We start from the raw sequence: 12,198 nt of genomic DNA on the forward strand, positions 1-12,198 counted from the left end.
CTGGCTGCGTATTGCGGTGAGCGTCGAGCTCATTCTGCATGCCGAAGACTCGCCAGACCAGCGGGGCCAGTCTGGCTGAAGGGCTGTTCGCCTCTTGCGCGTCCTTGAGCAGTTGCAGCACCGGTGTGCCGAGTTCCGCCTTCGTGCTGGTGCCACCATGCATGTGTGCTGTTGCCGGCGTGGATATCCAGCCGCTCGCCGAATCGTGGCGTGCTCAGGGCTAGGCCGCCTTGTTCGGCCAGCGCAGTGATGCGCTCCAGTGGTTCGGTCCAGGCGTGCAGGGCGAGATCAAATGTCCCGTTGTGAATCGGCACCAGTCGCTGGCCCTTCAAGTCAATGTGTGCCTGAATGCTCTGCTCGGGCTGCATGTGCACATCGGCCCAGGCTTCGTTGTAGGCTCCGTTTTCAATCAGCGTGAGATCGAAAGGGCCAAACCTGTCGCCGATCTCCCGGAAGCCGGCGAAGTAGCCGCTGTCGCCACTGAAAAACACGCGGCTTTGCGGCGTGATCAGCACCCAGGATGCCCACAGGGTGCGGTTGCGGTCACTCAGGCTGCGCCCTGAGAAATGCTGTGCGGGGGTGGCGATCAGGCGTAAGGCGCCGACCTGTGTTTCTTCCCACCAGTCGAGCTGCTGGATCTTTGTGGCCGCAATCCCCCAGCCGATCAGCCGTTCGCCAACGCCCAAGGGCGTGACAAACATGCCTACCTTGTCTGCGATGGCGAGAATACTTTCCCGGTCAAGATGGTCGTAGTGGTCGTGCGAAAGGATGACGGCTTCGATGGGAGGCAGATCTTCGCGGGCAATCGGAGCCGCGTGAAAGCGCTTCGGCCCGGCAAAGGAAAAAGGCGAGGCACGCTCGGCGAAAACCGGGTCCGTCAGCCAGAACTTGCCTTCCAGTTTGAGCAGGACGGTGGAATGCCCCAGGCGCCACAGGCTTTGGTCCGGGGCCTGCTGCAGATCAGTGGGAGTCAGGGGCGCGACTTCAAGTGCAGCGCCGGGGCTCGCATCGGGTGATTTTCCCGTCAGGTAGCGCCAGACTCCTTTCAGGCTGTCGGCGAAATTAAGCCCCCGCTCCTGTGCGAGATTGTGGAACTGACCATTGGCATATTGGCTGGCGCTTGGCCGCTCGCGTTGGATGTCCGGTGCGGCTTCAAAGATCGATGAGTAGGCCATGATGCTTGTTCCAAGTAATAAAGGCATGAGTAGCCAACGAGGCTTGAGGCGGAAGTGCGGCATCTCAGGCACCCGTCTGGATCTGCGCGGAGCTCAGTACGGATCTGCCCCGCACGGAGGGCAGGCTTGAAGTCAGCGCCTGGGCAACGCGCTGCGCCGTAACAGGACGCAGGCCGAGCGGGATTGCGCGTCCGAGCAGCCTGAATGCGGCTGCAGTCACTTTCTCGGCCAGGCGAGGCTTCTGCCCTAGGGCCACACGATCACCCAGCAGCAGCGAAGGGCGGGCGATCAGCAGCGCATCGGTATCGAGTTCAGCCAGCACGTCTTCGAGCTCGCCTTTCACGCGGTTGTAGAACATGCGGGAGCCGGCATTTGCACCTGCAGCACTGACTAGAGCTATGCGCCTTGCGCCTGCCGCAAGTGCGGCGTGCGCGACGCTCAGGTTGGCGTCGAAATCCACCGCGCGGAAGGCGGCCTGACTGCCTGCGTCCCCGATTGTGGTGCCGAGCGCCAGATAGACCTCGTCCACTGGCGGAAGAGGGGGCAGGGCTTTGAAATCGACCCGATGCACAATCAGCTTCGGGTGTTTGATGGCCAGGCCGCGTCGGCCCAGCGCATGCACTTCGCCCACCGTTTCATCTGCCAGCAGCGCTTGCAGGATGTGTTGCCCGACCAGCCCGGAGGCGCCTGCAATGACCGCGCGTCGTGCTGGGGAAGGGGTTGAGTTTGTCATTTCCTGCTCCTGAAGAAATTTGAGCTGCTCGTTACGCAAGATGAAGGTGTGAGCTGCGAGTCAATAGATAGCGTGCCGAAACCAGCAAAGCCACGAAAACCAGCAAGGCGCTGACCTCCAGTGTTGTGTCAGTGCGTCGGGCCATGTCTGCCGCTTCATGGCTGATCAGCCTACCGCTGGTAAAAACCACCACCAGATCAGACGGTCGCTTGAGCTGACCGTCTGATGCCAGGGGGCTTACAGGGCGCTCTTGAGAATGCGGCTCACCACATCGCGGGTGAAGATCTCGGCGATGCCGAACCATTTGGCATTGCCCAGCACGTTTTCGATCGTTGCGGGTAGGTCGGCCTCGGTGATGCCCAGTTGCGACAGACGGGTCGGCGTGCCGATCTTGTCGAACCATTTCTCCAGCGCGGCGATGCCTTGCTCCGCCGTTTCAAGCCCGAAGATTTCCTTGGCGAAACGCTGGAACTGCTCCCGATTGCGGCTGTGATACCACTTCATCCAGGCCGGCATGATCACCGACAGGCCCGCGCCGTGCGGCACGTTGAAGAGCGCCGAGAGCGAGTGCTCGATCATGTGGTTCGGGTAGCTGAAGCCGGCCGTGCCGGCATAGGTCAGGCCGTTGAGCGCCTGCGTGGAGGCCCAGGCAAACTGGGCGCGGGCATCGTAATCAGCTGGATCAGCCAGCAGGATCTCGGTGGTCTCGATCACCGTGTTGATGACGGCTTCGACCAGACGCGACTGGAAGCGCGGCTGCACCTTGGCGGTGAAGTAGCCCTCGATCGAGTGGGCGATGATGTCGGCCGCCGAATACACGAGGTAATCGCGCGACACGGTCTGCATCAGCGCCGGATTGACGATCGACACCTTGGGGAAGGTGTGCGGCGAGCCGATGGCGAACTTCTCCTTGGTGTCCTCGTTGGTGACGACCGCACCGTTGTTCATCTCGCTGCCGGTGGCGGCCAGGGTCAGCACACTGAAGATTGGCAGTGCAGCCTGGATGGAAGCTTCGCGGGAGAAGAGTTCCCACACATCGCCCTCATGCAGCACGCCGGCGGCAATCGCCTTGGAGCTGTCCAGCACCGAACCGCCGCCCACGGCGAGCACGGCCTCGACCTGATGGGTGCGGGCCAGCGCAATCGCCTCGCGCACCGTAGAGATCACCGGATTGCTGACGATGCCACCGAATTCGACGAAGGCGATGCCCTGTGCCGCGAGGCTCTTGGTGACGGTGGCGAACAAGCCATCGCGCTTGATGCGATCGCTGCCGTAAGTGAGCAGCACCTTCTTGATGCCGTGAGCGCCGAGATGCTGGCCGATCTGTTGTTCCTTGTCGGTGCCGAAATCGATGGTGGTCGGATTGTAGAAAGTGAAGTTGTCCATGAGGCGTTCCTGAGGGATGGAAGGATTGGCTTGATGGACTGCACTTTAGGCTCTGCACAAACATCAAACTAGACAGATATGGATTGAATGATTTACAACCAAAAGATGTAAATAACGCCTCTGGCTGCCATGTCGATCAATGAGCTGCGCTCCATCACCACCTTCATCCGCACCGCCGAACTGGGCAGTCTGAGCAAAGCTGCAGAGGCGCAGCAGATCACGCCACAGGCCGCCAGCAAGGCGCTGGGGCAATTGGAGCAGTACCTCGGCGTACGCCTGTTTCACCGCACGACACGCAGCATGTCGCTGACGGAGGAGGGCCAGCGCTTTCTTGAAGCAGCACAGCCCTCCTTGCTCGGCTTGCAGCAGGCGCTGTTGTCGGTGCGCCAGACGCGCGAAGACTTTGCCGGGCCATTGCGCATCGTTGGCCCGCGCTCGGTGCTGCAGCCCGTCATCAGCCCGGTAATGGACGAATATCTTCGCCTCTATCCCGAAGTTCAGCCGGACGTGCAACTCGACGACCGCATTGGAAACTGGGTGGAAAATCGCGTCGACGTGGGTTTCCGCATCGGCGCCTCGCCGCAGGAAGGGCTGATCGCCCGTCGTCTGTTTCCGATGCAACTGGTCATCTGCGCCGCCCCCAGCTATTTGCGCAAGTACGGCGTGCCGGAAAACCGTCATGCCCTCAACCAGCATCGCTGCAGCGTATTCCGTCATCCCGGTAACGGTTGTCTTGTGCCCTGGCATCTCAAGATCGGAGATAGCCTGGAGGAGTGGCCGGTGGCCCCGGTCTTCTGTACCAATGACGAGATGCTGGAGTTGCAGACCGTGCTCGCCGGCGAGGTGATTGGCCAGCTTGCTGCGCCGACTGCAGCCCCCTACATCCGCGCTGGCAGGCTGGTGCCAGTGCTGGTCGAGCATGTGGCGGACAACTACAGCCTCTATGTTTACTACGGCAGCCGTACTGCAATCCCATCACGGGTGAGGCGCTTCATCGATCTGGCCGTTGACCGGCTTAGCGACAGCAAGGACTTTGTTCTAAGCGCCGAGGAGCTCGCGAGTAGCCGCGCAAGGCCTGCCGGAGCATGACTTGTCCGGTCTTGGCCACGGCGTTCGTTTTCCTGACTTAGCGACCCGCACTCAGGCCTTCTGCACGCCAGGAGCGAGAGCCAGCAGGGCTTACGCAATGCATGGTGTCGAGATCTGTTTCTTGTCCTGTTGAATAGACCTGTATGTGCGATAGCGAACGCATTGCGGGCTGTTTTGCGATCGGTAGGCGCCGGATAGTTTTCGCGCCTCGGCGCAGGACAAACCACCGTACTGGGATGAACATATGGAGCCATGACTGGGCCCGTCAGCACAGCGGGTGAGATCGCTGGAAACACAACCCGACTCTGCACCGGCCCGCAGTACCGTGCTATGCACGCAAGCGCTCGGTGACTGCGCTTGAACGCTTGCGAAGCGCGGTATTTCTTCAGTGAAACCCCGATAATGGCGGCCAATTCGTTTTGAACGCTACGTCAGGATTCCCACATGGAAATCAAGGTCAATTTTCTCGACAAGCTTCGCCTTGAGGCCAAGTTTGATGACTTCACCGTTATCGCCGATCAGCCTATCCGCTATAAGGGCGATGGCTCCGCGCCGGGGCCCTTCGACTATTTTCTGGCCTCATCGGCCCTTTGTGCGGCCTACTTTGTGAAGCTGTATTGCGACACGCGCGATATCCCGACCGAAAACATCCGCCTCTCGCATAACAACATTGTTGATCCGGAAGACCGCTACAAACAGATTTTCAAGATCCAGATCGAGCTGCCGACGGATATCTCCGCCAAGGATCGCCAGGGCATCCTGCGCTCGATCGAGCGCTGCACCGTGAAACGGGTGGTGCAGACTGGCCCCGACTTCGTGATTGAAGAGGTGGAAAATCTGGATGCCGATGCGCAGGCGCTGCTCACGCTGAAGCCGGACTCCGAAGCACGTACTTTTATTCCGGGCAAGGATCTGCCACTCGAAGAAACCATCTCCAACATGTCGGCCTTCCTGGCTGGCCTGGGCATCAAAATCGAGATCGCCTCCTGGCGAAATCTGGTGCCGAACGTTTGGTCACTGCATATCCGCGATGCGCACTCGCCGATGTGCTTCACCAATGGCAAGGGCGCGACCAAGGAGAGTGCCCTGGCCTCGGCGCTGGGTGAATACATCGAGCGCGCGAGCTGCAATCACTTCTACAACGACCAGTTCTGGGGCGAAGACTTCGCCAATGCAGCCTTTGTGCATTACCCGGAAGAGCGTTGGTTCAAGCCGGGGCGCCGCGATGCGCTGCCAAAAGGCATGCTCGATGACTACAGCCTCGCGATTTACAACGCCGATGGTGAGCTACGCGCATCGCATCTCTTCGACACCAACTCCGGCAATACCGAACGTGGCATCTGCTGTCTTCCCTATGTGAGGCAAAGCGATGGTGAGGTGGTGTATTTTCCCACCAACCTGATCGACAACCTCTTCCTCAGCAATGGCATGAGTGCTGGCAATACGCTGGTCGAGGCGCAGGTGCAATGCCTATCGGAAATCTTCGAGCGGGCGGTGAAGCGCGAAATTCTCGAAGGCGAAATCGCGCTGCCGGATGTCCCCCAAGAGGTACTGGCGAAGTACCCCGGCATCGTCGCCGGCATCGAAGCACTGGAGAAGCAGGGTTTCCCGGTGCTAGTGAAGGATGCCTCGCTGGGCGGAGAGTTTCCGGTGATGTGCGTCACCCTGATGAACCCACGCACGGGTGGAGTCTTCGCATCTTTTGGCGCCCACCCGAGTTTCGAAGTGGCGCTGGAGCGCAGCCTCACTGAGCTGCTACAGGGCCGCAGCTTTGAGGGCCTGAACGATCTGCCCAAACCCACTTTCGAGAGCAATGCGGTGACCGAGCCTAACAACTTCGTCGAACACTTCATCGATTCCAGCGGCGTGGTCTCTTGGCTCTTCTTCAGCGCCAAGGCCGATCATGAATTCGTCGAGTGGGATTTCTCCGGCCACGGTGAAAGTTCCAACGCCGAAGAAGCTACGACCCTCTTTGGGATTCTCGAGAACATGGGCAAGGAGGTGTATGTCGCGGTGTACGACCAGCTCGGCGCCAAGGCCTGCCGTATCCTGGTGCCGGGCTATTCCGAGATTTACCCGGTCGAGGACCTGATCTGGGACAACACCAACAAAGCGCTGGCGTTCCGCGCCGACATCCTGAACCTGCATCGCCTGGACGACGCCAGCCTGGAAGCGCTGCTGGAACGGCTGGAAGACAGCGAACTGGATGATTACACCGACATCATCACCCTGATCGGCGTCGAGTTTGACGAGAACACGGACTGGGGGCAGCTCACGATTCTGGAGCTGAAGCTGCTGATTCGTCTCGCCTTGCAGCAGTTCGACGAAGCGAAAGAGCTGGTGGAAGCCTGGCTGCAGTACAACGAAAACACGGTCGAGCGCGGCTTGTTTTATCAGGCTCTGAACGTGGTGCTGGAGGTCGTTCTGGATGACGAGCTGGAACTCGCCGACTACGAGCAGAATTTCCGGCGCATGTTTGGCGATGCGCGTATGAATGCAGCTTTGGGCTCGGTGGACGGCAGCGTGCGCTTCTTCGGTTTGACGCCCACGAGCATGAAGCTGGAAGGCCTTGATCGACACCAGCGTCTGATCGACAGCTACAAGAAGCTGCACTCGGCGCGAGCTCGTAGCGCGGCTTTACCCGGTTAGGATCGAGACTCCATAGCCTTCCGCCTGGCATAAGTCCGTTTGGGACGAGGGGGCGACCTTGCTTCGCGCTCTGACAGGGCAGGGCAGTTGTAGCAAAAAGCAGGTTCATCACCAGCTTTCCGACGAAATGCGCCGTACGGATTCGTAGAAAGTGATGTGCTCCGGCTTTAGAGGGGGCACGATCTGCGCAGTAAGACCATGAATAGCCTCTAGGTTCATGGTCTTACTGTAAAACCGCATGGCCCGATCGCTGGCACTGCCTTTGAAGCCACTGCGCGGCTTCACTATTAATTCTGGCGTTTGCCCTGGTGCGTATCTGACTTGCTCAAAACGCCCGCAGCGGGCGATCAGACCCGCCTGCTGCGTACCCCGAGCAGCGCGGCCCGCGTTAGTGGCGCCTGGAGTTGTTCGAGCCACCATTGCAAGGCGCGCCCTTGTTCTGCCTGGCCACCCTTGCGCCAGGCGTAGCTGGACTGGATCTGCTGCTCCGCCCGCTCCACGCGCTTGACGACCAGCCGGCCGGTGTCGATGTAGTTCTGCGCCAGGCAGGTCGGCAGGAACCCTACGCCAAGGCCACGGATCTGCGCGTCCACCTTGGCAGGCAGGTCGGCTACCGTGAAGACATCCTGACCCGTGAGCAGGCCGATGCTCAGGCTGTCTCCGTGCTGGATGGAGTCCGCAATCGCGACGGCCCGGTGCTGGCGGATGATGTCGTCGGAAAGAGGCTCTGGAGCCTGTGCCAGAGGGTGGTGCGGAGCGACCGCAAACACGAAGCGCACGACGCCCAGTGACTCGCGTAACAGGCCGGGGCGTGGTTGCTGATCCATTACCACGCCGAGGGCCAGGTCAGCTTGCCCGGAACTCAGTGCGGCCAGCGTGCCGGACAGGGTTTCAGCGCGCAGCTTGAGCCGGGTAGGAGGATTCAGGCTCAGAAAGCCTGAACACAATTCCATCACCGTGCTCCGATCAATGATGCTGTCCACCGCGATGGTCAGCTGAGGCTCCCAGCCGGTGGCGACGCGTTTGACGCGATTGGCCACTGCGTCGATGCCGGCCAGGAGGCTTGCGCCTTCACGCAGCAGTTCGGCGCCTGCCGGGGTGAGCCGGGCCTGGCGGGAGCTGCGGTCAAACAGCAGCACATCCAGCGCGTCCTCGATCTGGCGGACCCGATAGGTGAGGGCGCTGGGCACCATGTCGCTGGCACGGGCGGCAGCGGCGAAACTTCCGGTGTCGGCAATCAACTGCAGCAGGTGGAGCGATGCGGGTGTCAGCACATCACGAGGAGTTGCCATAAGGCTTTCAAACGCTCAATTTTTTTGAATGCTGCCATTACGGGGTGCGCTGCTGCAAGCGATGAAGCCCTCCGGCAAGCCGGAGGGCTGGTTGTTGCACCGATCAGGCTTCGCGGCGTGCGTCCAGGCTCCACCCACCAGCGCCCCAGGCCGCTACGCTCAGCAGGCCACCGACCACGGCGATGTTCTTGAAGAACAACAATTGCACAACGAGTTGCTGGTCTGCCGGAACTGCCCAGTAAGCGTGAAAGAAGAACGAGGCCACCAGGGTAAAGGCCGCCAGCACCAGTGCTGCGATGCGGGTGCCGAAGCCGGCGATCAGGGCCAGGCTGCCGACGATTTCGACGACCAGGGCGAGCGCTGCGCCCACGGCTGGCAGCGGTAGACCGACGGAGGCGATATAGCCGACGGTGCCTGCAAATCCGGTGAGCTTGCCGATGCCTGCGGGCAGGAAAAGCGCTGCCAGCAGAAGACGGGAGGCGAAGGAGAGCGGGTTTTGCAGAGTCTTGAACATGATGGTTTCCTTTTTGAGTGAAGAAGAGAGCGGCACGCCTTCAGGAGGCCAGATCAAACACGAGTACTTCGGCATCCTGGCCTGCGGACAGGACGATCAGACTTTCAGCCTCGAGGCGGGCCGCATCACCGGCGTTCAGGCGTACGCCGTTGACCGTGAGGCTACCGCGGACCAGATGAACATAAGCCTTGCGAGTGGGGTCGAGCGCCAGCTCCGCCCGTTCCTCTGCGTCGAAAAAGCCTGCCCTTAGCGTGGCATCGGCATGAATCGTGACCGAGCCTTCAGCACCATCCGATGAGGCGATCAGGCGCAGGCGGCCGCGCTTTTCGTCGGAGGCGAAATGCTTCTGTTCATAGCCGGGGGTAATGCCTTTCTCGTTGGGCTGGATCCAGATCTGCAGGAAGTGCGTGGTGGCATCGGCGGCATGGTTGAACTCGCTGTGGCGCACGCCGCTGCCGGCGCTCATGCGCTGGACTTCGTCGGGCAGGATGGCCGTGCCGTTGCCCATGCTGTCCTTGTGCGCCAGGGCTCCGGAGATCACATAGCTGATGATTTCCATGTCGCGGTGGCCGTGGGTGCCGAAACCAGTGCCGGGGGCGATGCGGTCTTCATTGATGACCAGCAGATTGCCCCAGCCCATGTGGGCCGGATCGTAGTAGTCGGCAAAAGAGAAGGAGTGTTGGCTTTTGAGCCAGCCGTGATCGGCGTGGCCGCGGTCCTGGGATTTGCGAAGGGTCAGCATGTCTGTCTCCTGAGTGATGCAGTGGCGATGGAGTGACTTTAATCCTCAAGTACTCTGACTGGATGCAATGATTTTGTCGCCATCATTCAGAATAATTGAATGATTGATTTTCCGGCGCGCAGCTCGCCAGCGTCTTGCGCTAGGCTTCGTGAAAGCTTGCCAAGGAGCGTCGTATGTCTGAATCGCACGCAAATCAGGATTCGCCTTCACCGATCACCCGTATCGCCCTGCGCAGTGCCGAACTGGGCGCGGGTTTGAGCATCCGGCGTGCACTGCCGACACGCGAGCAGCGCATGGTGGGAGCCTGGTGTTTCCTCGATCACATCGGCCCGGTGCACTTTGGCAAGGAGGAGGGGCTGCACGTTGGCGCTCACCCGCATACGGCCCTGCAAACCTTTACCTGGATGATGGAGGGCGAAATCCTGCACCGCGATAGCCTGGGCTCGGAGCAGATCATCCGCCCGGGGCAGGTGAATCTGATGACTGCTGGGCGTGGCATTTCCCACACCGAAGACTCTGTGCCGGGTGCCAGCACGCTGCATGCGGCGCAACTGTGGATTGCCTTGCCGCCAGAGCAGATCGATATCGCGCCGGCCTTCGAGCATTACCCCGATCTGCCCGGCTGGCTGGAGCAGGGCCTAGGCCTGACCCTGCTGGTGGGCGATTTTGGCGGCCGCTCGGCACCGGTCAGGGTGTATTCGCCCTTGCTCGGAGTGGACATCCGGAGCGAAGGGCATGTCCACGCTGTGCTGCCCCTGCGCAGTGATTTCGAGTACGCCTTGCTGCCCCTTGAAGGTGAGCTGAGGCTGGCCGGGCAAAGCTTCAGCGCTGGCGAATTTGCGTATATGGGGAAAGGTCTGAATCAGCTCGAGCTGGAGATGGCCGCGGGATCACGAGCGTTGCTGCTGGGAGGGGAGCCGCTCGAAACACCGATCACCATGTGGTGGAATTTCGTTGGCTACTCCAAGCCTTATGTTGCCCAGGCACAGGCCGATTGGGAGGCGGGAGCCGCACGTTTTGGCAAGGTCGAAGGAGGAGAGGGGCGGCGCATCGCACCGCCGAAAATTCCTTGGGCGCAATGAGGCAAGCCATGCCGTAGCAGGATGGATGTGGAAGGCATTGACTTAGAAGCTGTTCACGATTTTTTCAGCAGCAAGGTTGGGAATGATATTTGCATTGTCTGGAGGCTGGTATTGAGCTGACGCTCCGTGTTTTTCGAGAATCGGCTGTATCTGCTCAAACGCCTCTTTGCTGATGCCGATCGGGTATCTTTTCCTCATCCAGCCAGTCTAGGATTTTCAAAAGATCGTGAGCAGGGCTGTTAGCGCGTTTGGCTTCTTTGCTTGGATACTTGCCGTTCTGGGCACAACACTTGGTAGATGAACAGGCCGCTACGATTGCATACCGGCTCTCAGCGATCGCCAGTCAGGCCGCTAGAGCGGCCCGACTTTAAAGAATCGCCTTTGGAGCGTGAGGCCGATTCATCAACCATTCATTTCAGCCGCACCACGACCTTGCCCTTGGCGCGACCTTGGGCCAGGTATTCGAGCGCCTCTTTGGCCTCGGCAAACGGAAACACCTTGTCGATCACCGGCCGAATGCGGTCCGCGCCGAGCAAGGCGCCGATTTCGGACAACTGCCCGCCATCGGGGCGCACGAACAGGAAGGAATAGGAAGCCTCCCGCTTGGCCGCAAGCCGCATGATCTTGCGGCTCATCAAGCCGAAGACGAACTTCAGCACGAAGTTCAGGCCGCGGGCGCGGGCGAAGGCCGCATCGAGCGGCCCGACGAGCGAAACGATCTTGCCGCCGGGCTTGAGCGTGTCGATGGCTTTTTCGAGCTCCTCATCCCGGAGCGTACCCAGCACCATGTCATAGCCGCGCAGCACTTTCTCGAACTGCTGCTTCTTGTAATCAATCACCTCGTCTGCGCCGAGACTGCTGACCAGCTGCACATTGCCGGTGCTGGTCGTGCTGCCGACCTTGGCGCCGAAGTGCTTGGCCAATTGGATCGCGAAGCTGCCGATCCCGCCGGCCCCGGCCGGGATGAACACCTTTTGCCCCTTCTGAACTCGCGCGCGCTCTTTCAAGGCTTGCCAGGAGGTCAGCCCGACCATCGGAATCGAGGCCGCCTGCACGAAGTCCAGATTCTCCGGCTTCAGTGCTGCCACGCGCTCCGGCACCACGGCGAATTCTGCGAGCGAGCCGAGCCCCAGATCGAAGAGGCTGGCAAAAACGGCGTCGCCTTTCTTGAAGCGCGTGACCCGGCTGCCGACTTCGACCACCACGCCGGCGAGATCGCTGCCGACGGTGGCTGGCAACTGGAACTTCAGCACCGGCTTGAACATGCCGGTGGGGATCATGTTGTCGATCGGGTTCAGGCCTGCTGCATGCACCTCGACCAGCATTTCATCTGGCTTGAGCGTGGGGCGGGGAAGTTCGGAGAAGCCGATTTCGGGAGACTTGCCGTAGCGTTTGAAGGTGAGTGCTTTCATGTTGTGCTCTTTTCGATGTGGATTGGGTCGCTCGCGCGGCAGGGCTGAAAACAGCCCGGCGCAAGGCGTGGGTGATCGGTTGATTCAGGATAGTTGCGTGCCGCGAATCCGCTTGCTCATCCTG

General features: G+C 60.6%; 10 protein-coding genes. 3 read left to right on the forward strand and 7 right to left on the reverse strand.

Translation table 11 applies throughout. The annotated features are described in order from the left end of the window. Window positions 1-29 precede the first annotated feature (29 nt). The 3 genes from C0V76_RS15485 to C0V76_RS15495 all read right to left on the reverse strand — a co-directional run bounded on the left by C0V76_RS15485 (window position 30) and on the right by C0V76_RS15495 (window position 3,294). On the reverse strand, window positions 30-1,175 hold the full coding sequence (locus tag C0V76_RS15485) for an MBL fold metallo-hydrolase (protein WP_101943557.1): 1,146 nt from the start codon (window positions 1,173-1,175) through the stop codon (window positions 30-32). Window positions 1,176-1,239: 64 nt separating this feature from the next. After that, on the reverse strand, window positions 1,240-1,908 hold the full coding sequence (locus tag C0V76_RS15490; RefSeq protein ID WP_101943558.1) for an NAD-dependent epimerase/dehydratase family protein: 669 nt from the start codon (window positions 1,906-1,908) through the stop codon (window positions 1,240-1,242). Window positions 1,909-2,145: 237 nt separating this feature from the next. Next, window positions 2,146-3,294, reverse strand: a complete 1,149-nt coding sequence (locus tag C0V76_RS15495; RefSeq protein WP_101943559.1) for an iron-containing alcohol dehydrogenase — start codon at window positions 3,292-3,294, stop codon at window positions 2,146-2,148. 129 nt (window positions 3,295-3,423) lie between these two features. On the opposite strand from C0V76_RS15495, the gene C0V76_RS15500 reads away from it, so the two are divergent. Together C0V76_RS15500 and C0V76_RS15505 are read left to right on the forward strand one after the other, a co-directional pair. Next, entirely contained in the window at window positions 3,424-4,383 is a 960-nt protein-coding gene (locus C0V76_RS15500; RefSeq protein ID WP_216821766.1) for a LysR family transcriptional regulator, read from the forward strand. A 444-nt stretch (window positions 4,384-4,827) separates the two neighbouring features. Continuing rightward, entirely contained in the window at window positions 4,828-7,032 is a 2,205-nt protein-coding gene (locus C0V76_RS15505; protein ID WP_101943561.1) for an OsmC domain/YcaO domain-containing protein, read from the forward strand. A gap of 347 nt (window positions 7,033-7,379) precedes the next feature. Here C0V76_RS15505 and C0V76_RS15510 read toward each other — a convergent pair whose 3' ends face one another. From C0V76_RS15510 to C0V76_RS15520, 3 genes are all read right to left on the reverse strand, one after another. Beyond that, entirely contained in the window at window positions 7,380-8,324 is a 945-nt protein-coding gene (locus C0V76_RS15510; protein WP_101943562.1) for a LysR family transcriptional regulator, read from the reverse strand. Window positions 8,325-8,427: 103 nt separating this feature from the next. Then, entirely contained in the window at window positions 8,428-8,838 is a 411-nt protein-coding gene (locus tag C0V76_RS15515) for a DoxX family protein (RefSeq protein WP_101943564.1), read from the reverse strand. 40 nt (window positions 8,839-8,878) lie between these two features. Then, the gene (locus C0V76_RS15520) at window positions 8,879-9,580 is read right to left on the reverse strand and encodes a pirin family protein (protein ID WP_101943566.1); all 702 of its coding nucleotides are present in this window, start codon (window positions 9,578-9,580) and stop codon (window positions 8,879-8,881) included. Between the two features lie 173 nt (window positions 9,581-9,753). Between C0V76_RS15520 and C0V76_RS15525 the strand changes: the two genes are divergently transcribed. Beyond that, on the forward strand, window positions 9,754-10,662 hold the full coding sequence (locus tag C0V76_RS15525; protein ID WP_101943567.1) for a pirin family protein: 909 nt from the start codon (window positions 9,754-9,756) through the stop codon (window positions 10,660-10,662). Window positions 10,663-11,072: 410 nt separating this feature from the next. Here C0V76_RS15525 and C0V76_RS15530 read toward each other — a convergent pair whose 3' ends face one another. Continuing rightward, window positions 11,073-12,074, reverse strand: a complete 1,002-nt coding sequence (locus tag C0V76_RS15530; protein WP_101943569.1) for an NADP-dependent oxidoreductase — start codon at window positions 12,072-12,074, stop codon at window positions 11,073-11,075. Window positions 12,075-12,198 lie beyond the last annotated feature (124 nt).

It is taken from the genome of Uliginosibacterium sp. TH139 (genome assembly GCF_002855595.1).
Taxonomy (GTDB): domain Bacteria; phylum Pseudomonadota; class Gammaproteobacteria; order Burkholderiales; family Rhodocyclaceae; genus Uliginosibacterium; species Uliginosibacterium aquaticum.

Bases quoted from the DNA above. Each gene is read 5' to 3' on its own strand.
- C0V76_RS15485 (WP_101943557.1), bottom strand. From the start codon at position 1,175: ATGGCCTACTCATCGATCTTTGAAGCCGCACCGGACATCCAACGCGAG.
- C0V76_RS15490 (WP_101943558.1), bottom strand. From the start codon at position 1,908: ATGACAAACTCAACCCCTTCCCCAGCACGACGCGCGGTCATTGCAGGC.
- C0V76_RS15495 (WP_101943559.1), bottom strand. From the start codon at position 3,294: ATGGACAACTTCACTTTCTACAATCCGACCACCATCGATTTCGGCACC.
- C0V76_RS15500 (WP_216821766.1), top strand. From the start codon at position 3,424: ATGTCGATCAATGAGCTGCGCTCCATCACCACCTTCATCCGCACCGCC.
- C0V76_RS15505 (WP_101943561.1), top strand. From the start codon at position 4,828: ATGGAAATCAAGGTCAATTTTCTCGACAAGCTTCGCCTTGAGGCCAAG.
- C0V76_RS15510 (WP_101943562.1), bottom strand. From the start codon at position 8,324: ATGGCAACTCCTCGTGATGTGCTGACACCCGCATCGCTCCACCTGCTG.
- C0V76_RS15515 (WP_101943564.1), bottom strand. From the start codon at position 8,838: ATGTTCAAGACTCTGCAAAACCCGCTCTCCTTCGCCTCCCGTCTTCTG.
- C0V76_RS15520 (WP_101943566.1), bottom strand. From the start codon at position 9,580: ATGCTGACCCTTCGCAAATCCCAGGACCGCGGCCACGCCGATCACGGC.
- C0V76_RS15525 (WP_101943567.1), top strand. From the start codon at position 9,754: ATGTCTGAATCGCACGCAAATCAGGATTCGCCTTCACCGATCACCCGT.
- C0V76_RS15530 (WP_101943569.1), bottom strand. From the start codon at position 12,074: ATGAAAGCACTCACCTTCAAACGCTACGGCAAGTCTCCCGAAATCGGC.